We start from the raw sequence: 23,337 nt of genomic DNA, 5'->3' as shown, positions 1-23,337 counted from the left end.
GGAAGACGATGATGACCACGGTATCGCTGTCAAAGGAGCGTCAGGAAGGCCGCGACGATTCTGAGGTGCGCTCGCGCATCCTCGATGCAGCCTTCGCAGCGTTCATGGAGAATGGCTTCGCGGCGACCAGCACGCTTGAGATCGCCACGCTCGCGCGCGTTTCGAAGCGAGAACTGTACGCACTGGTGGGAAACAAGAAGGAAATGCTGATCGCATGCATCAGCGCGCGCGCCACGCGACTACAGGTATCCGCTGACTTGCCCGTGCCGCACGATCGCGAGACCCTCGCGCACGTACTGACTTCCTTCGGCACGCAGCTCGTCCGCGAGATAACCGATCCAACGGTCATTGCGGTATTCCGGCTGGCGATCGCCGAGGCCGTCCACGCACCAGAGGTGGCGCAAGCGCTCGACTCCATAGGGCGCGAGACGAGTCGTGCCGCCTTGCGGCAAATCATGGCCGGGGCTCAGGCGTCCGGACTGCTCAATGGCCGCCCTGCCGAACTTGCCGAACAGTTCGGCGGGTTGCTGTGGGGCAATTTGATGGTCAGCCTGCTGCTCGGCGTCGCCGAGCGGCCGAACTCACGCGAAGTCGCGGCACGTGCCCGCGACGCCACAGCTGCGTTTCTTCAACTTCAGCTTCTTCCGATAGGCAGGACACCGTGACGGACCTGATGACCTTCGCCGACGAGACTGCGTCGAAGCAAGCCTGAGGCATTGGCGCCGCGCGTCCCGGTGGCATCGATGTCGGGACGCGCGTCTCTGAGGAGGCGGGCCTGTACGCTTTACGCTGCCGCCAGAGGCCGCGCTGAGCAGGCGATGTGCCCCCGGCTCCAGTGGGCAAATTCCGTCAATGTCCGCTGCGCCTCGGACAGGAACGGGAACAACGTGAAGACGTGAACCGAATCGTCGATCACGCGCAACGTCGTGTCCACCCCGCTGCCTCGTGCCTTGTCGGCCAACCGCATGGTGTCGCTCTGGAGCACCTCGCCCTCCGCCACGGCAAGGAACAACGGTGGAAGGCCACGCAGGTCTCCATGCAATGGGGATACGAGCGGGTCGGTCGGCTCGTGACCCTGGAAGTAGGACGCACCAAGCAGGCTCAGGGTGTCGCGGTGGGCTGCCGGGTCGTCTCCCGAGCGAACCTGGATGGTGGGGTCGCTCAATGTCAGGTCGGCAAAGGGACAGACCGCGAACACCCCGGCAGGTGCAGGCAGCTCGGCATTACGGATCGCGATCGCCAGGGCCAGGGCCAGGCCGCCGCCCGACGACTCGCCGCTGAGGATGATCTGCCCGGACGGAACACCCGTCGCGAGAAGTCCACGGTAGGCGTCCAGCGCATCGTCGATGGCGGCAGGATAGGGATGCTCGGGAGCAAGCCTGTAGTCGACCGTGTAGCAACTCCCGCCGACCGCCGCCGAAAGGCGATGGGCATACTCCAGCGAGCCGCGCGCCGAACCCACGACATAGGCGCCGCCATGGAAATGCAGCACGACCGGGTTTTCTGCTGAGGTCTCGACGGCCTCTAGCCGGAGCGCCTGCACGCCGTGGAGCTCGACTTCTTCGATGGAGGCGTCTTCCGGCACCGGGAAGTTGGTGAGGAGCATGCGGTCGTAGGCCTCGCGCATGCCATCGTGGCCACGTGCGACGTCTTCCGGCGCGAAGGTGTTTTTCCATAGGTCGAATGCGCGCTGGCTCTCGGGCCGCCGCATGCGCTTGCCCTCGCGGCTGTTGGCGATGCCGACCACTTCGTCCGGCGCTTGCCGGGCTGCCAGCCGTTCGTCGTGTGCCCAGACGAAGCCCCAGGAGGTCTCGGCAAGCGGGTCGATACGCGCCATCCCCTTCCAGCGACCATTGCGCACGCGTACACGCTCGGGATCGGCTTCGTGCACCATCTTCACAATGGCGCGGGCACCGGCCTGTACGCGCGTGGTGCGTGGCTGCCGGCGCCGTTCATACTCGAGCAATCGTTCGGGAACGCTCGCGTCGCCCTCCCTTGCCAGCGTGACGGCCAGCGTCCACGCGTCCTCGATGGACTGGCATGCGCCTTGCGCGAGGAACGGCACCATGGCATGGGCGGCGTCGCCGAGCAGCGTGATGCGTCCTGTGCTCCACTGCTCGATCGGATCGCGGTAGTACATCCCCGTGATGAAGCTGGTCTCCACCTGATCGAGCAAGGCGGTAACGGTCGGCTCCGCGCCATGGAATGAGCGTCGCAATGCCTCCACGTCGCCGCTGGCGCTCCAGCTTTCGCGATGGACTTCCGACGCCGGCACGGACGCGAGGATGCTGTACAGGTCCGGGCGCACCCAATACGAGATCACCGTGCGCCCCGGGCCGAACCAGTTGTTGCCTCGCACGGGCAGCGGCAATCCGGTGATCCGGTGGGCGGGAATCAGCGCGCGCCACATCAGGATGTTGGCGAAGTGCGTCGTTTCCGGCCCTCGGAGCGCGGAGCGCACCGCGGAGTGAATGCCATCGGCACCTACCACGACGTCGGCCTCTACCCGCTCCCCGCCGACAAGATCCACCCACGCCCGGTCGGCAGTCTGGCCGGTCGACGCAATCTTGGCACCGAGGCGGATCGCACCGGCAGGCAGCCTGCGCGCAAGGACGTCGATCAAGTCGGCGCGATGGACGTTGTACATCGGCGCACCGTAGCGCCTGGCGGCCTCGGGACCGAGTGGCGCGTAATACAGCCGGCGGCCCGTGGCGAGGTCGCGGTAGTCGAACGCGTCGGGCTGCATGGCTATGGCGGCCAAGTCCGGCTCGACGCCCATCTCACGCAGCAAAAGTGCCCCATTGCTGGCTATCTGGATGCCCGCGCCCACCTCCGTCAGTTTTTCCGCTTGTTCAAGAACGACCGCGTCGATGCCGTGCTGCCGCAGCGCCAGCGCCGCACAAAGTCCTCCGATGCCCGCGCCTGCAATAATCACTCGCATGTTGCCAGCTCCTTGCTAAAGTAAGTTGAATGGCTTAATTAATGTACTTCGCTTAACTAGAGATGACATCAGTGAAAACCCTGCGTGCTGACGGTCTGGAGACGCGCGCCCGGCTCAAGCAGGCAGCCCAGCGGCTGTTCGCCCTGCGCGGCATGGAAGGCGTGACGGTGCAGGAAATCGTGTCGGCAGCGGGCCAGCGGAACAACGCCGCGCTGCACTACCACTTCGGGTCCCGGCGCGACCTGCTCAAGGAACTGGTGCTCGATGGGGCGAAGCTCATCGATGCCCGGCGCCAGGCGATGCTCGACCAGATGGAAGCGACACAGTCGCTGTCGCTACGAGGCTTGATCGAAGCACTGACGTACCCGCTGCTGGAGCTTGGCGAGCAGACAGGGCAATACACCTACATCCGGATGATCGCGAGTGTGCAGTTGACCGATCGCGAACTACTCCGGGAGGCGGTAGGTGACATGTGGAACCACGGCTACCGGCGCTGCCTGGAGCACCTTGCAGAACTGCTGCCCCATATCCCGCCAGCGATCCTGCAACAGCGCCTCTCGCTGGTTGGCATGTATGGGAGCGCGGCGTGGGCCGCGTGGGAGGCCGCGATGGATTCGCAGCTTGCCAGTCGGTTCTGGGAGCCGGCTCACAGCGTATCCAACGTCCTTGACACGCTGCAGGCCATGCTGGAAGCGCCGCCTTCCGCATCGACGCTCGCGCTGCTCGCGCAGCCCCCCGCAGTCAGGGGCGCTTGAGGCAATGCGCCCGGTGGCTCGTCCCTGAAACCGCCAGTTGCTCACCGCATGCCGGACAACTCGCGACGCAATACCTTCCCGACCGCGGATTTCGGCAGGACCGGCACGAGCGTGATATGGCGGGGCAATTTGTAACGGGCAAGTTGGGCCAGGCAATGCGCATGGATCCGCTGCTTCAGCACCTCCGGATCGTCACTGGCTATGCCGCGCGGGACCACGAACAGATGCGGCGCCTCCCCCGAACGCTCGTCGGGCACGCCGATGCAGGCACATTCGTGGACATCCTCCAACTGCGCCACCACGGCCTCGATCTCGTTGGGATAGACGTTGAATCCAGAGACGAGGATCATGTCCTTCTTGCGGTCGACGATGGTCATCAGGCCATGCTCGTCCATGGTTACGATGTCCCCGGTGCGGAACCAGCCGTCCGCGCTGAACGCCTTGCGCGTCTCCTCCTCCTTGCCCCAGTAGCCGGCGAACAGCTGCGGCCCCTTGATCAGCAATTCGCCAGGCGTGCCGGTCGGCAACGGGTTCCCGTCATCGTCGGCGATCAGCACGTCGGTTGATGGCACGGGCATGCCAATGCTGCCATTGCGTCCCGGCGGATTGAATGTCGCGCTTGGGGAAGTCTCGGTCAGGCCGTAGCCCTCCGTGATGGGCGGAGCCCCGGCTGCCGCCCAGCGGCTGGCCACGGCATTCTGAACCGAAGCGCCGGCGCCGGTGACGAGCCGCGTGCGCGAAAAGTCCAGCGTCGGCAGTTCGGGATGGGCCACCATCGCGTTGAACAGGGTATTCACGCCAATCAGCACTTCGAAGGGGCGACGCCGCAGTTCGGCGATGACTGTATCCATGTCGCGCGGATTCGGGATCAGCCGGTTTTCCACGCCACAGGCGATGCACAGCAAGGCGATGGCCATCGGGTAGACGTGATAGAGCGGAAGCGGCGTGACCAGTGACACGTTGGCGCCGGCCAGGACCGGGTCCATCCAGGCACGCAGCTGTGCGAGGCTGGCACTGACGCTGCGGTGCGTCAGCATCGCCCCTTTCGCCACGCCGGTCGTCCCCCCCGTGTACTGCAGGAAGGCCATGTCCGTCGGCGCCACCGACACAGGGCCGAGGGGCAGCCCCTCCCCTTCGTCCAGCGCGGCGAGGAATGACGACCGGGCTGCCGGAGCCGCCGGCGCGGCTCGGTCTGCGCCCGCTGCAAGTGCGGCGCTCTGGACAATCTGCCGTACCGCGGTCCGGGGCAGAAGGTCCTCCAGTGCCGGCAGCAGCGACTCCCCGAGCACCAGGCACGCCGCGCCGGAGTCCTGCAACTGGTACTCGACCTCCCGCGGCGTGTACAGCGGATTGACCGGCACGACAACCAGTCCCGCGCGCAGGATGCCAGCCATCGCGATCAGGTATGGCAGGCAGTTCGGGAGCAGCACCGCCACACGCTCGCCGCGGCGCAAGCCGCGGTGCTGCAGCCATGCAGCAAAGGCGCGCGACTGCCGGTCGAGGCCGGCGAAGCTGAGTGTTTCTCCCTGGCACGACGCGACGGTGCGGGCCGCATAGGCATGGAAGCTGTCGGCCAGGCGTGCCACGATGTCGGGCTGCGCGTCCGGATCGATGACGCGGGGAACGTATTCGGGATAGGAGCGGTACCAGGGACGATCTTCAGGCATGGCGTTCACATTGTCTCCTTGTGATGTTTTAGTGAGGTCGTCTGCGGAATCGCCTAGTCAAGGGCCTCGCGAACGAAGTCCAGCCGGTCTTGCCCGAAGTACATGTCGTCACCGACAAACATGGTGGGAGCGCCAAACACGCCGCGTTGCACGGCTTCGTCGGTATTGGCTTTCAACGCCGCCTTGACCTCGGGATCGTTCAGCCATGCCTGCAACAGTTCGGGAGCAAATCCAGCCTGCGCCAGCGTGCGCGCGGCGAGCGCCGGGTCGTTCAGGTCCAGCCCATCCACCCAGATCGCCTTGAACACAGCGGACAGGTAGGTGTCAAACAGCGCGGCTGCCGCATCTGCGCCGCGATTGCGCCGCGCATGAACGGAAGCGTCATGATCGGGAAATGCGGGTTATGCCGGAAGGTCACGTCGTACCGACGCGCAAAGCGCGCCAGGTCGAGCGAGACGTAGCGTCCCTTGGCAGGTACGGCCCCGGGAGAGGCATTGCCCGTCGCCTGGAACACGCCACCAAGCAGCACCGGCTTGAACACGAGCCGAGCGCCGGCCTGGTCGCACAGCCCGGGAAGCTGCGTCCACGCCAGATAGGACGCCGGACTGCCCACGTCGAAAAAGAACTCCACGGTCTTTGCCATCACAAGCCCCCTCCTTTTGATAAACGTTCGTTTAGTTAACGAACAATATGCTATGGTTAGAAGCATGTCAACGCCGTGCTTACCACCATGCGCTACACCAAGACCCACAAGGAAGAGACCCGCAAGAAGCTGCTGGATGCGAGCAGCGCGATCGCGAAAAGGGGCGGGTTTTCCTCGACCGGGGTAGACGCCCTGATGTCCTCCATCGGCCTGACCGGCGGCGCGTTCTACAGCCACTTCCAATCCAAGCAGGAACTGTTTGCGGCGATCGTCGGTCAGGAGATGCAGAACAGTAGCGACATGCTGGCCGGCGACGAGGCGTCGCCCGATAACCATGTGGCGAAGTGCATTCGGGACTACTTGAGCTCCTTCCACGCGATGAATCCCGAGGTGGGCTGCATCCTGCCGACGCTGGGCGCTGAAATTGCGCGCTCGGGCCCCGAGGTGCGCGAGATCGTCGAGCGCGGCCTGAAGCATACGCACCAAAGCTGGCGCGCGCGGTCCGGCGACTCGGACGCGGCATGGGCTCTGATCGCACAATGCGTGGGCGCCCTGGTGCTGGCGCGCGCCGTGGAAAGCGAAAAGGCCCGCAAGGAAATCCTCGCGGCAAGCCGGCGCTTCCTGAGCAAGACGATCCCCAGCGCAACCGAGACCAAGGACTAAGCGGCCGTCGCAAGGGTTCGCGCCCTCGTCTTTCCGCTTGACATCATGACGCTCATTGACCTAACGTACGTTTACCAAACGATCGTTAATTAAAGAGGAGACGTATGACATCCACTGGATCGCAACCCAAGGTTGCCCTGGTAATCGGCGCAGGTGACTCCACCGGCGCGGCCATCGCGCGGCGCTTCGCGAAGGAAGGCTATATCGCCTGCGTCACGCGCCGTACGGCCGACAAGCTGCAACCGCTCGTCGACAGCATCCGCGCAGATGGCGGCCAGGCCTTCGGCTACAGCAGCGATGCCCGCAAGGAAGAAGCCGTGACGGCACTGTTTGAACAGATCGAATCCGAGCACGGCCCGATCGAGGTGCTGGTCTTCAATATCGGTGCGAACGTTCCGTGCAGCATCCTCGAGGAGACACCCCGCAAGTATTTCAAGATCTGGGAAATGGCCTGCTTCAGCGGCTTCCTCAACGCCCAGGCTGCCGCCCGGCGCATGGTGAACCGCGGCCGTGGCACGATTCTCTTCACGGGAGCAACCGCCGCCCTGCGCGGCGCCGCCAACTTTGCCGCGTTCGCCGGCGCCAAGCATGCCCTGCGCGCACTCGCCCAGAGCATGGCGCGTGAGCTGGGCCCGCACAACATCCATGTTGCACATGTGGTCGTGGATGGCGCCATCGATACGGCGTTCATCCGTGATACGTTCCCGGAACGCTACGCGCTCAAGGAACAGGACGGCATCCTGAATCCGGATCACATCGCCGAGAACTACTGGCATCTTCACCAGCAGCCGCGGGATGCCTGGACGTTCGAGCTCGACTTGCGCCCCTATATGGAGCGCTGGTAAGCGACGGGAGCTGACTCGCAAACCGCGCCGGAACGTGGGTACGCTTTCATTCGCCAACGCGATACCATCGGGTAGACTTCCTCGCGCGGCGTCTTTGCGCAGAATGGCGAGATCTTCGCGCTGACGAAGATCTGCCTGCTGCCTGCGACGCGCTTCGGGGCTCGCATGCGCTCTAACTCCCGCAGCGATGTAAATAGAATGCAAGGTTATCTACCCAGTGTTGTGTTGACCGGGGCAGCACCTCTGCTCGAGGCACTCGGCGTTCAACCCGAGCTGATTGCGACCGGAGCCGAGCTGCCAGAGCTTGCGCTGCGTTCCGCCGACGTGCCGATCCGGGGTGCGCAAGTGCTTCGATTCCTTTCGCTGGCTGCTGAAGTTACGCAATGCCGGAACTTTGGACTAAGACTCGCCGAATATCAGGGCCTGGCGGTCCTGGGGCCGATCCTTGTGATGATGCATGGCGCGCGCACCCTCGGGGAGGCAATGGATACGCTTGCCGAGTTCTACGTGCTGCATACATCGATGTCTTCGGTACGGGCAGTGCGGGACGAACAGGGGATGGTTTTGACTTACGACATTGAGAACGCTTCCGGCCCCGGAGAAGTTCAGGCAGTTGAACTGGGTCTCGCCAACGGTATGCAGTACTTGCGTACCATCTGTGGCACCGCCTGGCAGCCGGCCGTCGTGCAATTCCGTCATTCGGCGCCTGCGGACCGCACAATGCACAGGCGCACGTTCGGACCATCCCTCAACTTCGATCAGGACAGAAATGCGATTGTCCTCGATCGCGATACGGTGACGCGTCCGGTAACGCAACTTCGCCGTAACGCGCATCGCGTGCTCGAAACACATTTGCGGCGGGAAAGGGCCCAGGTGGAGGCGCTATGGACGGTACGCACGCAAACGATGATTCGCGCGCTTTTGCCGTTCACTGACAGTTCGCTCAACGCCATAGCGCGAGCGCTTGCGACGTCCCCGCGGTCCTTGCAACGTCGCCTCGCAGAGGCCCGCACGACGTTCGATGAACTGCGGGAACAAGTTCGCGAAGATCTCGCCCTGAAGTATGTGCAGCAGTCAGACCTGCGCCTCGCCGAGATCTCCGAACTGCTCGGCTATTCGCAGCAAAGCGCGTTCAGCCGTGCGTTCAAGCGACTGCGGGGCATCACGCCCCGGCAGTTTCGAGCCATGCGTCACGAGGACGACGCCGGACGTCCTGCCAGGTAGCAATGGCCTACCTTGGGTTTTACGTGACGACGAACGTGGGATTCAGGAACTCCGGATCAGGCGATACCGGGTGTATCGGTGAGTCAGTGGGACGCGGCTTCTATCAATACCGTTCCCTGTCATCGGCGCATTCCAGAATACCCGGACGGGTCTGACCTTTTGCGTCACGTCCGTGCGCCACGCATCTGGCTCACGGACCTTGCCGCCGCTTAGCGGCCGCCCTGGCAGCCGACCAGGTCGATCTCGGCCAACTCATTGGCTTTGCAGTAGGCCTGGTAGCGGTTCAATGCCGTCCGCCACGTCTCGACGAACGTGACTTTGCCGTCTTCGTCGAGGAAGTGGAGCTCACCGGTCGAGACCACGAGCGCCATACCATTGTCGTCATCGGAAAGATTCGTGAACGAGTGCGACGACTCCGATGGCTCGAAAACGAAATCGCCGGCTTGCGCGACCCAATCGTGCTGGTCGTACTTCCATCGACCGCTGAGTGTGTAGACCATCACCGTGCCGGTATGGCGATGAATATGCGCGCCTTCGCCTTTGGCAGCCTTCATGAGCAATACCACTTCGCCCGTGACGGGGTTGATCTTGAAGTATTTGAGTAGGATTTTGTCGTTGATAGGAGCGAAGGGAATCCACGGCGTGGTGTTTCCACCGATATGGACCGTGTCGATCGCTGAAACATCGTTGAGGGCTTGCGTAGCTTCTGCGTGCATGGAATGGATCTCCGATTGAGTTAAGGGCTGGGTGTGCGCAGCGCGATCGGTGCGCTATCTCCAGTTCCCATTCAATCGCAGGTCACCCGTGGGAACTTGACCTGTGCCGCCCTAATTTGTACTTTGCGCGCCAAGTGTGTTTTGCAAGCTGATCTCATTCGGGACAAGGCTGGCCCGCGGCACCCCACATCGCGACGTCCTTCACATGTGAATCGAATGTGCCAGGTGGTGTGTCGCGCCCCCCACCCGGATTCCAGCCCCAGGGGATAAAGCCATGCATCAGGGCATCGTGACGCAGATGCTCTACCAACCCGGCAGCGTCCCGGCCGCCATTGCGCCTGGGGTCGCGCAACTGCTGACAGATCTCCGCGCCGCTCTTGCCGAACCACTGGAATTGCACAGGGGCCAGTTGCCAGGGAATGCCGACATGTGGTGGCGCATGCGGTACATCGTTCGGCGCGGTCGATGTCACATGGCAAGTTGTGCACGTTTGTCCCGGGATACCCGCGCGACCAAAGCCGGCATTGATGTCCATACCGTGCAGTCGGGTCTTGCTCTCCCCAACAACGTTCCACCTTGGCACATTGTCTGCGCCAACGTGGCAATTGGCGCAGCGCGGATGGGTGATAACGGCCTGGATGCGCTGCCATGCCTTCAGGCCATCGTCCTTGCTGACGCTGCCCGGAAGCGGCATATCGCTGGCGGTCTTCTGGTCGTCGGTGGCTGAGATCGCTATCGGGGCGGCAATGGCCACGGCGGCGGCAACCAGGCATCTCAACAGAATGCGTTTCACGTTTGCCCCCTCAAACGAACTCGACGAACTTGTTGAACGGCATTTCGCGCAGGCGCTTGCCAGTGGCTGCGAAAATCGCATTAGCCAGCGCCGGCGCCGCCGGGGGCACGGGCGGCTCGCCAATTCCCCGTATCGGGCCGGCTTCGATGCCGCGCACTTCTATCCTGGGGCACTGGAACATGCGCATGCCCTCATGCTGGTTGAAGTTGCGCTGCTGCACCATGCCGTTCGCGTAGGTCAGTTCGCAATTCATGGCGTGCCCTAGCGCCCAGACGACACCACCCTGGACCAGGTTTTCGAAGTTGACCGGGTCAATGACCTTGCCGACAACGGCAGCCACCCAGACCTTCTCGAGGCGGATGGCACCCTTCTCAGTCGCGGAGACCTCAATCACCTCGGCTACGGGGACGCCAAAGGATTCGGTGAAAGCCACGCCTCGCCCCCGACTGTTGGCTGGCCGCAGGCCATTCCAGCCGGACATTTCGCCGACGGCCTCCAGTACCTTGCGGTGCAATGCGTTCTTGCACAGGTCGATTCGACCCTTGAGTGGATCGACCCCTGCCGCGTACAGCAATTCATCAATAAAGGCATCACCGAAGAAGCCGCCAGTGGAAGCGCCAACCGAGCGCCACGACGAGCACGGCGAGGTGCCCTTGACCTGGTAGCCCGTCATTCTGAAGTTCGGGATGTCGTACTGGAGGTTCCCGGTCCCAAGCGGAATTTGACCGTCTGCCCCAGCCGCCTTCATTCCCATGCGGCTGAACTGCGACCCCACGGCCGAACTGGTGGCGACATGAAAGTCCACCGCGACGATCTTGCCATCCTTGACCACGCCGCGGTTGCGCGCCATGCCGATATGGCGCGGGAAATCTTGCAGGAAATCCTCCTCGCGCGAAAACACCAGCTTGACCGGCGTGCCGCGCATCTTGCTGGCGATCTGCACGACTGCGCGGATGTTCTCGAATTCAAGGCGATGACCGAAGCTGCCGCCAGCCCATTGGTTGTGCAGCACGACCTGCTCCGGCTTGTGTCCGGTGATGGAGGCGGCGATGCCCTGCACGACGGCAGGCATCTGGTGACTGGTCCACAGCTCGATGCCGTCGTCGCGAACGATGGCGATCGCGTTCAGCGGTTCGAGCGGCTGATGCGCGACATACGGTGCGCGATACTCGGCCTCGATCACCCTGACGCCCTGCAACGCGCCTTCCACGTCGCCCTCGTTGCGCCAGACCTTGTCGACGTTGTCCGGCGCGAATGCGGCTTCGACGGCGGCCCAGTGCTGGGCCTGCTCGGGCGGATAGTCGGTGGCCGCGGCCCACTTGCACTCCACCGCATTCGCTGCCTGCATCGCATACCAGGTATTGGTCGCGACCACGGCGAAGCCGTTGGTGATCGGCAGGATCTTCTTCACCCCCGGCATGCGCTCGGCCTTGCCCGCGTCGAATGACTGCAACGGCGCGCCCTTGTTCGGATTCATCTTGACCGTTGCGAAAGCCATGCCCGGCACAGACTGATCGATGCCGAACCTGAGCTGGCCGGTGGATTTCGATGCGATATCCAGCCGCTGCGTGGGCTTGCCGATCAGGCGCCACTGCGATGGATCGCGCAGCCCGACATCCTGCACCGGCGGCACTTTGGCTGCCTCGGCAGCGAGATCGACATAGCGAATCTTCCTGCCGTTGGGCAGGATCACCGCCGCGGATGCGGTACGCAGCTTGTCGACGGCAATGCCGGTGCGCCTGGCCGCGGCGGCCTTCAAGGTCTCGCGCGCGATCGCGCCAGCCTCGCGTAGCTTGGTGTAGCTGTCCGGAATGGTGCTCGAGCCGCCGGTGAGCTGCATGCCACCGTCCTTGAGCATTTTTCTTGCGCCCGCGCGCGCGGCCTCGGCTTCGGGGCTGTGGTCAGTGCTGAGGAACGGAATCAGTTCATCCACCAGCGCGGTGTTGTAGTACGCCTTGTCGGTCGGGCCGAAATCGGTTTCAAACTGGCCAAGGTCGAGATCCATCTCCTCCGCCAGGAAAATAGCCTGGCCCGCGACCGCGCCTTGTCCGACGTCGGCGTGCGGCGTGATCAGGGTGATCTTGTCGGGGCTGATCCTGACCCACGGAGTGATCGAGACCGGCTTCGCTGCGGCCTTCGGTGCACCGGCGGCACCCCTGGCGAAGACATAGGGCCCGAACACGACGCCGCCGGCGACGGCGGCCGAGCCAATCAGGAAGGAGCGGCGACCGGGCTTGCTGACGATCTCGTCCATCTCACTTCTCCGACAGTTTGGCGGCGGCCGCGTGGATCGCGGTACGGATACGCTCATAGGTACCGCAGCGGCACAGGTTGCCGGACATGGCTGTGTTGATATCGTCATCCGATGGCTTCGGATTGGCCGCCAGCAGCGCCGCTGCCTGCATGATCTGCCCACACTGGCAGTAACCGCACTGCGGCACCTGATGTTCGATCCAGGCCCTTTGCACGACATGCAGGGACTTCGCGCCCAACCCTTCGATGGTGGTCACCGCCCGCTTCCCGAGGTCGCCGATGCGCATCTGGCAGGATCGCACCGCCTGGCCGTCGATATGCACCGTGCAGGCGCCGCATTGCGCGATGCCGCAGCCGTATTTCGGCCCCGTGATGCCCAGCTCGTCCCGCAGCACCCAGAGCAGGGGCATGTCGGGGACAACGTCCACCTGCCGCATTTTCCCATTGACTGTCAGCTTGATCACGGTCCGCCTCCGCGCTTAATGGCGTTGGGTAAACGCTCTTTCGCTGCGTCGCCCTGCGGGATACCTGGCGACGCAGCCATGGCTCTGATGTCAAGGTTCTCGAAGATCATGCCGGGCGTCTCGCCCGTTCCCTCGACTGGTCGAACGATGTCTGAGGCAATTACTAAGCCAACGGCAATATATTGAATTTAAAGGGACTTTTAAGGTTGCCCATTGGCGATTTTTCGCCAATGGCGAACTCCTGTACAAGCTTAACTGTTGGCCGGCTGCCGGAAGCGGCTCTTGTCGATGCGCAGCGCGCGGATCTTCGATTCAAGCGTCGAGCGCGGAATACCGAGCCGTGTCGCCGCCCCGGACCGTCCGTAGACCCGGCCGTCACAGGCGCGCAGCGCGTCCTCGATGATCGCCTTCTCATGTGCAGCGAGCGTGCCGGACAGGGCGAGCCGGCTGTCGGCCGGTGGTCGTGTTGGCAGCCAGCAATCGTCGATCGTGAATTCTTCAGCGTCACACACAATTACGGACCGCTCGATAACGTTCTGCAGTTCGCGCACGTTCCCCGGCCAAGGGTAGGATTGCAGGCGATTCAGTGTCCGCTTGCTGACGCGCTTGAATGCTTTGCCCGCCTTGCGCGCGTAGTGCTCGATGAAATACTCCGCAAGCAGGGGAATGTCCTGTATCCGCTCCCGCAGCGGCGGCATCTCAACCGGGAAAACGTTCAGACGATAGAAGAGGTCCTGGCGGAAGCTTCCATCGGCCACGGCTTCGCCCAAGTCACGATTGGTGGCCGCGATGAGGCGAACGTCGACACGGATCGCCTCCGTTCCCCCAACGCGCTCAAACTCGCGTTCCTGCAGCACCCTCAGCAACGCGATCTGTGTGTCGGGCATCAGTTCGCCGACCTCATCCAGGAAGATCGTTCCGCCGTCGGCGAGTTCGAAGCGGCCGAGTCGCCGGTGGGTGGCACCTGTGAAGGCCCCCTTTCTCATGCCCGAACAGTTCCGAGGCAATCAGCTCCCGAGGTATCGCGGCGCAGTTGACCGCGACGAATGCCTTCGACGAGCGGCGCGAGCGCCGGTGAATCGCACGGGCGACGAGCTCCTTGCCGGTCCCGGTCTCGCCCGTGATCAGTACCGTGGAATCGCTGGCTGCGACCTTGGAAACTCGCGCAAGCACAACCGTCAGCGCGGGCGATGTGCCGACAATCTCTTCGAAGACGGAGGTTTTGTCGATTTCCTCGCGAAGCGCCACGTTTTCCTGTTGCAGCCTCTCCTCGGCTCGCTTGCGCTCCTCGATATCCGTACATGCGACGTACCAGCGCAGCAGCCGTCCGCGCTCGTCGCAGACCGGGTTATAACGCGCCAGGAACCAGCGATAGCTTCCGTCGTGCTTGCGCAGGCGCAGCTCCAGCTCAGGGACGGAACCGACCGACAAACGACTTGCGAACGCGATTAACCGTTCGCGATCGTCAGGATGAACGTGAGATCCGATGGTTGCGTGCAACCTGTCGTCCAGACGAATGCCGAGATAGGCGAGCGCCGTGCGGTTGGCGTAGAGGCGCTCGCCGTTCGGGCCCAGCACGCCTACGTGTTGCGGCGCGAGATCGACAATCTGCCGGAGTTCCTCCTCGCTCTTGCGCAGCGCCTGCGTGAGTTGCTCTTGCTCCGTGACATCCATCCCGGTTCCGACGAACCCCCGGAAAGTCCCGCCTTCGGGCACCGGCGTACCGACGCAGCGGATATGACGAACGGCGCCGTCGGGCCGCACAATCCGCTTCGTGAAGTCGAAGCCACGGTGCTCTGCCAGCATCTTCTGCATTTCGTGCGCCACGAAGTCTCGATCATCGGGGTGCACCAGCGCCATATATTCCGGCGTACTCGGCGCCTTGCCGCCCGGCTCAAGTCCGTGGATCTGAAACAGCCCGGCGGACCAGTATTCAAAGCCGCCAGCGTTGAATGCCCAGCTGCCGATATGCGCAAGGCGCTGACCTTGCGCCAGGTAGAACTCGGCCCGCTGTCGATCCTCGATATCGAGGTTGATGCCAATCCAGCCACATAGCGTTCCATCATCCGCCCGGCGAGGTTCGGCGCGACTGACGAACCAGCGATAGCCGCCTTCAGCGTTACGTATCCGAAAGGTCACTTCACCTGCCGATCCCGACCTGACGCACTCTGACCAGACCTTGCGTGCGGTCTCGCGATCGTCCGGATGGAGAAACGCGAGATGGGAGTCCCGCGCCGCGCCTGTCTCGATGCCGAACCGAAGAGGATGGTCCTTCGCAAGACCCAGATAGTCCGCGCTTCGTTCATTCAGGAATGTGAGGGAAATGGACGGATCCGCGTACCAGATGTGCGCCGGAATCAGATTCAGAGTGCATTGCAGCGATTCCCTGCTGAAGTCATTCATGAGGCAGCCCTCGGCGAGAACCGGTGAAAGCGTTGACCTGTTGTTCAGCATATCGTCACTGGCGAGATTTCACCAATCACCAGTTGGTGCTCATATTCACCGCCGGAACCACAACATCGAAAGCCCGCACGCCACCGCGAGCAGCAGCACTGAGACCCCGGCAAACAATGCGCCCACCTCGGTCTCCTTGCGCTCTAGCGCAAAGCGCGCGCTGAGCTGCCGATACACCTGAGTCAGGTCGGCAGCCGAGCCTGCCTGGAAGTACTCGCCGCCCGTGATGGTCGCGACCGCGCGCAAGGCGGGCTCATCGAGCTGCATGAAGAAAGACAGGCTCGACTCCGCCACGGCGCCACTCTGGGGCGAACCGAAACCCACGGTATAGACGCGAACGCCACGCTGGGCGGCCATGCGCGCAGCCTCTATGGGGTCCGGGCCGGTGGTACGGCGGCCATCGCTGAGCAGGATCACCGCGCCGTGCCGGTAGGAGCCGGGCTGCGCCGCCGGCTGCTCCTGCTCGCGTTTTCTGCGGGCGGCGTCGGCCGCGGCGGCCTCGTCAAGCGACGTGCCGCGCCCGGAACGGTCCGACGCGCTGCCGAACAGGATCACCTCCAGATCGATCCCGGCGTCCGGAAACAGCACGGCCAGCGCCTGGAACAGTCCGCTGCCGGTCGCCGTGCCGCGCTGTAGCTGGAAGCGTTCGATCGCGTCGAGCATGTCCTGCCGGTTGTCGGTGGGCGGCAGCACCACGGCCGCGGTGGCGGCGAAGGACACGATGCCCAGGCGCACGCTGGCCGGCAGCCCCACGATCAGGTCGCGGGCGGCCTGCTGGGCGGCGCTGATGCGGGTGGGGGCCACGTCGGTGGCCTCCATGCTGCGGGAGACGTCCATGGCCAGCACCAGGGTGACGGTGTCGGCCGGCAGGGTGACGGTGGCGCTGGGGCGGGCGCAGGCCAGCAGGGCCGCGGCCAGCGCAAGCAGGAACAGCATGGGCGGGATGTGGCGCCGCAGCCGCTGGCGCGGGCCCAGGGCGGCGCGGGGCAATGCAAGGCTTGCATAAAGCACCGCGCCCTTTTTGCGCCGCGCGAGCAGGTACAGGTAAGCGGCTGCCAGCACCGGGAGCACAAGCAGCAGCCAGAGCATTTGCGGCCAGAGAAACTGCATCCCCTGCTCCTTGGCGCGTGGGTAAGAGGATGGTACTGTATTTTCCACGGCGGGACGGGACCGGGGGCTGCGATGAAACGGGTGACGATCTACGGATGGGTCTCGGCAGCCGTCGCGGTGATTGTCTCGGTAGCGGTGGGTTCCGCCTGGCTGCTGCAGCCGAAGCAGCGCATGCTCACGCAACGCGACATCGACTCTGCGGTGCTGCACACGCTGGAGAGCAAGAGCCTGCCATCGCGCACGGCCAGGGCGGCAGAGGCGGTGCGTGAATCGGTGGTGGAAATTCGCAGTTTTGCGCCGGCAGAGAAAGTTGCGGAGGCGGCTTCCGCCCCCCAGGCCAGGCGTGATGTCCCTGCCACGCCACCTGAATCCTCCCCGCCGTCCCCATCCACCCCGCGCGATGAGCTCGCCTCTGGCGAACGCCCCGAAGCCAAGTCAGAACCACGGCACATCGGTTCGGGCGTGGTCGTGACCGAGCGCGGCGTCATCCTCACCAGCTACCACGTCATCGCCGGCGCCCGGCGCCTGGAAATTACGTTCCACGACGGTCAGACGTCCGAGGCCTCGGTGCTGCAGGCGATCCCCGAGAAAGACCTCGCCGTCATCCAGGCCAAGTCCATTCCCGACGACCTGCCCGCGGCGACACTCGGCTCCAGCCGGGATCTCGCGCCGGGCACCGAAGTCATCGCGGTCGGCTTCCCGTTCGGCATCGGCCCGTCGGTGTCCGCCGGCGTGGTGTCCGGACTCGACCGCGAGTTCGTGTCGCCGGACAACAAGCTGCGCCTGGACAAGCTCATCCAGTTCGACGCCGCCGTCAATCCAGGCAACTCCGGCGGACCGCTGGTGAACCTTGACGGCGAGGTGGTGGGGATCGTCACCGCCATCCTCAACCCGGGCAATTCCGGCACCTTCATCGGCATTGGCTTTGCCACCACGATCGAAAACGCCGGCATAGCCATCGGATCTTCACCTTTCTAGACGCGGAGGCCCATGAACGACCAAGCCCGGGGCGCTGTCGACAGCGCCGACCTGATGGAACGCCTGCTGTATGAGGTGAAGCGCGTGGTGGTGGGCCAGGACCACTTTCTCGAACGAGTGCTGGTGGCCATCCTTGCCGGTGGCCACTTGCTGGTGGAAGGCGTACCGGGGCTGGCCAAGACCCTGACCGTCAACACCCTGGCCAGGACCATGAGCGGCTCCTTCAAGCGCATCCAGTTCACGCCGGACCTGCTGCCTGCCGACCTGATCGGCACCCGCATGTACAACCAGGGCACGGGCGAGTTCTCCACCGTGCGCGGGCCGGTCTTCACCAACCTGCTGCTGGCCGACGAGATCAACCGTGCGCCGGCCAAGGTGCAAAGCGCCCTGCTGGAAGTCATGCAGGAGAAACAGGTCACCATCGCCGGCGAAACCCATCGGGTGCCTGCGCCCTTCCTCGTCATGGCCACGCAGAACCCGATCGAAACCGAAGGCACTTACCCCTTGCCCGAGGCGCAGGTCGACCGCTTCATGATGAAGGTCCTGGTGGGGTATCCCAGCGAGGAGGAAGAGGTCGTCATCGTCAACCGCGTCACCGGCCCCCGCATCAGCGTGAGCCCGATCGCGACGCCCGAGCACCTGACAGCCTTGCAGGAAGCATGCCGCAAGGTCTATGTCGATCCGAGCCTGGTCCAGTATGCGGTGCGCGTGGTGGCGGCCACGCGCAAACCGGGCGCCTACGGGCTGGCCGACCTGGATCGCTACGTATCCTTCGGCGCGAGTCCGCGCGCCACTATCGGCCTGATCGAGGGCGCGCGCGCCCTGGCCTTCCTGCGCGGACGAGACTATGCCCTGCCCGAAGACGTGACCGACCTCGTCCCCGATGTATTGCGCCACCGCCTGTCGCTCTCTTACGAAGCCATGTCCGATGGCGTGACCGCCGACCAGCTCATCATCCGCATCACGCAGGCCCTGCCGGCCCCCGAGCGGCCGCTGGAATCCCATGTTCGGGCGGCTGCGGATTAGGCGCCGGCACGGCCCGGACGAGGCCGTACCCGACGGCGCGCCTGCCAGCGCCGGCGCAAGCCAGACCGATGCCTTGCTGCGCCGGCTGGAATGGACTGTGGTCCGCCGCCTCGACGGCCTGCTGCAGGGCGACTATCGCACGCTGTTTCGTGGCTTTGGGCTGGACCTTGCCGACCTGCGCGAATACCACCCTGGCGACGACGTGCGCCACATCGACTGGAACGTGACCGCGCGGCTGCAGACGCCCCACGTGCGTGAGTACCAGGAAGACCGCGACATCTCGGTCTGGTTCCTGCTGGACCTGAGCGGATCGATCGACTTCGGCTCTGGCAGCGTGCGCAAGCGCGACCTGCTGAGCGACTTCACCACCGTCATGGCGCTGCTGCTGACGCGCTATGGCAACCGCGTCGGCGCCGTGCTCTACGGCGGGGCAACCGACGCGGCCGCGTCGGTGGTGCCGGCACGCTCGGGGCGTCGCCAGCTGCTGCACCTGCTCCACTGCATGCAGGCCACGCCAGCCGCGTCCCCGGGCGACACCCGCTTGCGCGACCTGCTGGAGCGCGCGCGGGCTGTCGCAAAACGACGCTCGGTGATGTTCGTGGTCTCTGACTTTATCAGCGCCCCGGGCTGGCAAACGTCCCTCGGCATGCTGGCCCGGCGTCATGAAGTCGTCGCCGTGCGGCTGGTCGATCCCCTGGAGACGGCCTTGCCCGACCTGGGACTGGTCGTGCTGCAGGATGCCGAAACCGGAGAGCAGATGTTTGTCGACACGCATGACCCCGCCTTCCGGAAGCGCTTTGCCGCCGCCGCCGAGGCGCGCGAAGCCGAACTGCGCCTGGGTTTTGCGCGGGCCGGCGTGGAGTGCCTGACGCTGTCGACCTACGCCCGCCTGGACCTGGCGCTGCTGAACTTCGCCCGCGAGCGCCGCCGCCGACAAGGCGCCCCCAGAGAGGCAAATGTGGCGGGAGCAACAAAGGGGGCGGCGTGACCGATGCGGTGAGCCGATTGCCCGTCTTCAGCTTCCTGTGGCCTGGCATGCTGTGGCTGTTCGCGCTCGTCCTGATACTGGCCACCGGTTATGTCTGGCTGGACCGGCGCCGGCGGCGCGCGCCTGTGCACTACCCTGCCCTTAAGACCGCCGGCCTTGCCATCCAGGGCGGCGCGCCCTGGCGCCGCCACGTGGCACCCGCGCTGACCCTGCTGGCGCTGAGCGCGTTGACCGTCGCCATCGCCCGTCCCCAGGCCGTGATGATGCTGCCCTCGCGCATCGAGACCCTGATCCTGGTACTGGACTTGTCCGGCAGCATGCGGGCGCAGGACGTCAAACCCAACCGCCTGCGCGCCGCCCAGCAGGCAGCCAAAGTCCTGCTGGACGCACAGCCAGCCGCCGTCAGTGTCGGGGTGGTCGCGGTGGCCGGCACCGCCGCCGTGGCGCAGGCCCCCAGCCGCGCCAGGGAAGCCGTGGCCACGGCGATCGACCGTCTGCAGCCGCAAGGCGGCACCGCCCTGGGCAACGGCCTGCTCATCGCGCTCACGACCCTGCTGCCGCAGGCGGGCGCCGACGCCGAGCGCCTCATGAACGACGACATGCCGCCGCCCAGGAAATCACGGCCGTCCGGCAACGCGCCTGGCGGGCTGGCTTCTCCCGACGACGACGCCGTGGCGCCCGGCTCCTATGCTTCAGGTGCGATCGTCCTGTTCTCCGACGGCGAAAGCAACGCCGGCCCCGCCGCGATCCAGGCGGCGGAACTTGCCGCCGCGCACGGCGTGCGCATCTACACCGTGGGCGTCGGCACGACCGAAGGCGTGGTGCTGTCGGCCGACGGCTGGTCGGCGCGCGTCAGGCTGGACGAAAAAGTCCTGAAGCAAGTCGCCGAGGCAACCGGGGCCGAGTACTTTCGACTCGAAGATGCCGCCGAGCTGAAGAAGGTGTACCGGGCGCTCAACGCCAGGCTGGCATTCGACAAGCGCAGCCAGGTCGAGATCACCGCGCTCTTCGCCGCGCTGGGCGCGTTGCTGGCGGCCTGTGCGGGGCTGTTGTCGCTGTGGTGGTTCGGGCGGGTGATGTAGGGAAAACGCGGCCGAAAGGGAAATGCCAGCGCCAACGGCAGCGCGATGGTGATGGCATGCCAGCCGCGGCCGCTCAGCGGGCATGCCTGGGCGTGACGGAAATGGCAAGGGCTTCGGTGTAGACGGCCTGCACCTGCTCACCGGGGCGAACCGCCTTCAGTTGCTTCGGATCCTCGACATGCACGTCCACCATCCTGCCCCTGGGCCCTTTAAGCGTCACCATGCCGGTCTTGGCATTGACCGCCACCACATCGGCAGTAACCATCACCTCGCGCCCGACCATGCCGCCGGGCTTGCCGCCAGGTGCGGCCCGGTCCGCGATCTCACGTTCGGTGCTGGAGCGCATGCCGCTCTGCCTGGTCAGGCTCACTGACAAGGCCTGCGTGTACTCGACGTTGACCTTGTCGCCCACGCGGAGCTGCTCGAAATTGCGCACGTCGTCGCCCACCTGTACGTCGGTGACCTTACCCTGCTTGGTCTTGAGCGAAACGGTGCGCGTGGCGGCATCGATGGCCACCACCGTAGCCGTGGCCCTGACCGTGCCGGTTGTCTTGGACGCGCCCACGCCCGACACGACATCCACGCGGGTTTCGGGCTGTGCCATCGCCGCACAGGCCGCGGCCGCAAGTGCGGCCGCCACGATCAGCTTGCCGGGATTCATGTCGTTCTCCTTGACTCCCATCTTGTCGCATACCGTCGTCCGGCGGCGCCGGCACAAGGCTGACGCGTTGGCCGAACAGGCCTGTTAACCATAGCAGACGAAAGGGCATCCGCCTGCCCTTTCGTTTCTCACGCCAGATTCACGGCTGGCGCCCACTGACAGGCAGCGGGCAAAGCAGGTTGCTAGGCAATCCACCCCTTGATCGCCTCACCCATCACGCTCGCCGAGATGCCATAGCGATCGTGCAACGTGGGCAGCGCGCCGGCATCCAGGAAGGCGTCTGGCAACCCCACTTGCCGAAACGGCACGGAGACGCCCGCTTGCATCAACGTTGTCGCCACCGCCTCCCCAAGCCCGCCGATGACGGTATGGTTCTCGGCCACCACCACCAGGCGCCCTTTTCGCCTGGCCTCGCGCAGGATGGTCTCGGTGTCCAGCGGCTTGATGGTCGGCACGTGCAGCACCGCCACGCCGATACGATCAGCCTCCAGCGCCTTGGCCACCTCCAGCGCGCGCATCGTCATGATGCCCGACGAGATCACCAGCACTTCGGCGCCGTCGCGCAGCAGCTTGGCCTTGCCCAGCTCGAACTTGTAGTCATACTCATCCAGCACCACCGGGACATTGCCGCGCAGCAGGCGCGCGTACACCGGCCCCTTGTGGGCGGCGATGGCCGGCACCATCTGCTCGATGTCGATGGCGTCGCACGGGTCGATCACGGTCATGTTGGGCATGGCGCGCATCAGCGCCAGGTCTTCCGCGGCCTGGTGGCTGGGGCCATAGCCGGTGGTAAGCCCTGGCAGCGCGCAGACGATCTTCACGTCGAGGTTGTCTTCGGCGATGGTCTGGTGCATGAAATCATAGGCGCGCCGCGTCGCAAACACCGCATAGGTGGTGACGAAGGGCTGCGCGCCCTCGTGGGCGAAGCCAGCGGCGGCGCCCATCAGGAGCTGCTCGGCCATGCCCATCTGGTAATAGCGCTCCGGGAAGGCCTGGGCAAAGAGATGCAGGTCGGTGTACTTGCCCAGGTCGGCGGTCATGCCGATCACGTTCTGCTTGTGCCGGCCCAGTTCTACCAGGGCGTGGCCGAACGGGGCCGATCTGGTCGCCTGCCCTTCCCCGGCGATGGAGGCGATCATTGCCGAGGTCTTCAGCTTCGGCTTGGTGTTAGTGGTTGCGTTGGTCTTGCTCATGCTTGTCTCCCGGCTTCCAGGGCCTGCAGTGCGAGTTGCCATTCGTGGGCATCCACGCGGATAAAGTGGTTCTTCTCGCGCTGTTCGAGGAACGGCACGCCGCACCCCATGCGCGTATCGCAGATGATCATGCGCGGCTGCGCGCCGCGGTGCTCGCGGGCCGCGCGGAAGGCGGCGGCCACGGCGTCGATGTCGTTGCCGTCCACGCGCTGCGTGAACCAGCCGAACGCTTCCAGCTTGGGCACCAGCGGCTCGAACGCCATGATCTGGGTGGAGGGACCGTCGGCCTGCTGGTTGTTGACGTCGACCACGGCGATCAGGTTGTCCAGCTTCCAGTGGGCGGCAGAGAGAATGCCTTCCCAGATCGCGCCCTCGTCCAGCTCGCCGTCGGAGATCAGCGTGTAGACGAAGTTGTCCGAGCCCTTGCGCTTGAGCCCCAGGCAGCGGCCCACGGCAATGGTCAGGCCCTGCCCCAGCGAGCCGCCGGACATCTCCATGCCGGGCGTGTAGCTGGCCATGCCCGACATCGGCAGGCGGCTGTCGTCGCTGCCATACGTCTCAAGCTCTTCGGCGGGCAGGATGCCGGCTTCCAGCAGGGCTGCGTACAGCGCGATGGCGTAGTGGCCGTTGGACAGCAGGAAGCGGTCGCGCCCTTCCCATTCGGGGTCTTGCGGGCGGTAGCGCATGGCGTCGAAGTAGGCCACGGCGAGCACGTCGGCGATATCGAGCGCCTGGCCGATATAGCCCTGGCCCTGGACTTCGCCCATCAGCAAGGCGTTGCGGCGGATGCGGTAGGCGCGTTCCCGCAAGGACACGGCCTTGTCGGTGGTAGTTTGTTGCATGGTGTCTCCTGCAAACGATTGGAGTTTCAAAGAAAAGGG

Annotated in this window: 21 protein-coding genes and 1 pseudogene; 9 read left to right on the top strand and 13 right to left on the bottom strand. The window is 64.8% G+C overall.

The window, feature by feature from the left end; genetic code table 11:
• The first annotated feature begins 8 nt into the window (after nt 1-8).
• The gene (locus DN412_RS05935; protein ID WP_115013653.1) at nt 9-665 is read left to right on the top strand and encodes a TetR/AcrR family transcriptional regulator; all 657 of its coding nucleotides are present in this window, start codon (nt 9-11) and stop codon (nt 663-665) included.
• A 119-nt stretch (nt 666-784) separates the two neighbouring features.
• On the opposite strand, the gene DN412_RS05930 is transcribed toward DN412_RS05935, so the two are convergent.
• Nucleotides 785-2,941, bottom strand: coding sequence for an alpha/beta hydrolase fold domain-containing protein (locus DN412_RS05930; protein ID WP_115013652.1), 2,157 nt, complete (start codon nt 2,939-2,941; stop codon nt 785-787).
• Between the two features lie 62 nt (nt 2,942-3,003).
• On the opposite strand from DN412_RS05930, the gene DN412_RS05925 reads away from it, so the two are divergent.
• Nucleotides 3,004-3,696 carry a TetR/AcrR family transcriptional regulator gene (locus DN412_RS05925; protein ID WP_115013651.1) on the top strand — a complete coding sequence of 231 codons (693 nt, stop codon included), beginning with the start codon at nt 3,004-3,006 and terminating at the stop codon, nt 3,694-3,696.
• Between the two features lie 41 nt (nt 3,697-3,737).
• Here DN412_RS05925 and DN412_RS05920 read toward each other — a convergent pair whose 3' ends face one another.
• Together DN412_RS05920 and DN412_RS05915 are read right to left on the bottom strand one after the other, a co-directional pair.
• The gene (locus DN412_RS05920; RefSeq protein ID WP_115013723.1) at nt 3,738-5,363 is read right to left on the bottom strand and encodes an AMP-binding protein; all 1,626 of its coding nucleotides are present in this window, start codon (nt 5,361-5,363) and stop codon (nt 3,738-3,740) included.
• Between the two features lie 53 nt (nt 5,364-5,416).
• Nucleotides 5,417-6,006: pseudogene (locus DN412_RS05915) on the bottom strand (DsbA family protein).
• Between the two features lie 87 nt (nt 6,007-6,093).
• Here DN412_RS05915 and DN412_RS05910 point away from each other — a divergent pair.
• From DN412_RS05910 to DN412_RS05900, 3 genes are all read left to right on the top strand, one after another.
• On the top strand, nt 6,094-6,669 hold the full coding sequence (locus tag DN412_RS05910; RefSeq protein WP_115013650.1) for a TetR/AcrR family transcriptional regulator: 576 nt from the start codon (nt 6,094-6,096) through the stop codon (nt 6,667-6,669).
• Between the two features lie 104 nt (nt 6,670-6,773).
• The gene (locus DN412_RS05905; RefSeq protein ID WP_078199783.1) at nt 6,774-7,514 is read left to right on the top strand and encodes an SDR family oxidoreductase; all 741 of its coding nucleotides are present in this window, start codon (nt 6,774-6,776) and stop codon (nt 7,512-7,514) included.
• Between the two features lie 198 nt (nt 7,515-7,712).
• A complete protein-coding gene (locus tag DN412_RS05900; protein ID WP_161563986.1) occupies nt 7,713-8,738 on the top strand; it encodes an AraC family transcriptional regulator in 1,026 nt (341 codons plus the stop codon).
• 209 nt (nt 8,739-8,947) lie between these two features.
• Here DN412_RS05900 and DN412_RS05895 read toward each other — a convergent pair whose 3' ends face one another.
• The 7 genes from DN412_RS05895 to DN412_RS05865 form a co-directional block, all read right to left on the bottom strand.
• Entirely contained in the window at nt 8,948-9,454 is a 507-nt protein-coding gene (locus DN412_RS05895) for a 2,4'-dihydroxyacetophenone dioxygenase family protein (protein ID WP_115013648.1), read from the bottom strand.
• Between the two features lie 154 nt (nt 9,455-9,608).
• Nucleotides 9,609-10,208, bottom strand: a complete 600-nt coding sequence (locus tag DN412_RS05890) for a hypothetical protein (protein WP_208647567.1) — start codon at nt 10,206-10,208, stop codon at nt 9,609-9,611.
• Between the two features lie 49 nt (nt 10,209-10,257).
• Nucleotides 10,258-12,501 (bottom strand): molybdopterin cofactor-binding domain-containing protein, encoded by a 2,244-nt coding sequence (locus tag DN412_RS05885; RefSeq protein ID WP_115013646.1) that lies wholly within the window; start codon nt 12,499-12,501, stop codon nt 10,258-10,260.
• A 1-nt stretch (nt 12,502) separates the two neighbouring features.
• On the bottom strand, nt 12,503-12,964 hold the full coding sequence (locus tag DN412_RS05880) for a (2Fe-2S)-binding protein (RefSeq protein ID WP_208647566.1): 462 nt from the start codon (nt 12,962-12,964) through the stop codon (nt 12,503-12,505).
• Nucleotides 12,965-13,215: 251 nt separating this feature from the next.
• Complete coding sequence (locus DN412_RS45440) at nt 13,216-13,950, bottom strand: sigma 54-interacting transcriptional regulator (RefSeq protein WP_115013645.1); 735 nt, start codon at nt 13,948-13,950, stop codon at nt 13,216-13,218.
• On the bottom strand, nt 13,865-15,367 hold the full coding sequence (locus DN412_RS05870) for a PAS domain-containing protein (RefSeq protein ID WP_161563985.1): 1,503 nt from the start codon (nt 15,365-15,367) through the stop codon (nt 13,865-13,867). Before DN412_RS05870 ends, DN412_RS45440 begins: the two co-directional genes overlap by 86 nt.
• 96 nt (nt 15,368-15,463) lie before the next feature.
• Nucleotides 15,464-16,528, bottom strand: coding sequence for a VWA domain-containing protein (locus DN412_RS05865; protein ID WP_115013643.1), 1,065 nt, complete (start codon nt 16,526-16,528; stop codon nt 15,464-15,466).
• 72 nt (nt 16,529-16,600) lie between these two features.
• Between DN412_RS05865 and DN412_RS05860 the strand changes: the two genes are divergently transcribed.
• Genes DN412_RS05860 through DN412_RS05845 form a run of 4 tightly spaced genes read left to right on the top strand, consistent with a single transcriptional unit; the run spans nt 16,601 to nt 20,602 of the window.
• On the top strand, nt 16,601-17,506 hold the full coding sequence (locus tag DN412_RS05860; RefSeq protein WP_115013642.1) for a S1C family serine protease: 906 nt from the start codon (nt 16,601-16,603) through the stop codon (nt 17,504-17,506).
• Nucleotides 17,507-17,518: 12 nt separating this feature from the next.
• Entirely contained in the window at nt 17,519-18,532 is a 1,014-nt protein-coding gene (locus DN412_RS05855) for an AAA family ATPase (RefSeq protein ID WP_078199760.1), read from the top strand.
• The gene (locus DN412_RS05850) at nt 18,510-19,520 is read left to right on the top strand and encodes a DUF58 domain-containing protein (RefSeq protein ID WP_115013641.1); all 1,011 of its coding nucleotides are present in this window, start codon (nt 18,510-18,512) and stop codon (nt 19,518-19,520) included. Before DN412_RS05855 ends, DN412_RS05850 begins: the two co-directional genes overlap by 23 nt.
• Complete coding sequence (locus DN412_RS05845) at nt 19,517-20,602, top strand: VWA domain-containing protein (protein WP_115013640.1); 1,086 nt, start codon at nt 19,517-19,519, stop codon at nt 20,600-20,602. The genes DN412_RS05850 and DN412_RS05845 overlap by 4 nt, the downstream gene beginning before the upstream one ends.
• Nucleotides 20,603-20,675: 73 nt before the next feature.
• Here the strand turns inward: DN412_RS05845 and DN412_RS05840 are convergent, their stop codons facing one another.
• The 3 genes from DN412_RS05840 to DN412_RS05830 form a co-directional block, all read right to left on the bottom strand.
• The gene (locus DN412_RS05840; RefSeq protein ID WP_115013639.1) at nt 20,676-21,263 is read right to left on the bottom strand and encodes a hypothetical protein; all 588 of its coding nucleotides are present in this window, start codon (nt 21,261-21,263) and stop codon (nt 20,676-20,678) included.
• 182 nt (nt 21,264-21,445) lie between these two features.
• Nucleotides 21,446-22,456, bottom strand: a complete 1,011-nt coding sequence (locus DN412_RS05835) for a transketolase family protein (protein WP_115013638.1) — start codon at nt 22,454-22,456, stop codon at nt 21,446-21,448.
• Complete coding sequence (locus tag DN412_RS05830) at nt 22,453-23,298, bottom strand: transketolase (protein WP_115013637.1); 846 nt, start codon at nt 23,296-23,298, stop codon at nt 22,453-22,455. Before DN412_RS05830 ends, DN412_RS05835 begins: the two co-directional genes overlap by 4 nt.
• Nucleotides 23,299-23,337 lie beyond the last annotated feature (39 nt).

Source organism: Cupriavidus lacunae, from assembly GCF_003353055.1.
Lineage (GTDB): Bacteria > Pseudomonadota > Gammaproteobacteria > Burkholderiales > Burkholderiaceae > Cupriavidus > Cupriavidus lacunae.
The sequence above is the reverse complement of the archived record's forward strand: the minus strand, read 5'-3'. Positions and strand labels throughout refer to the sequence as shown.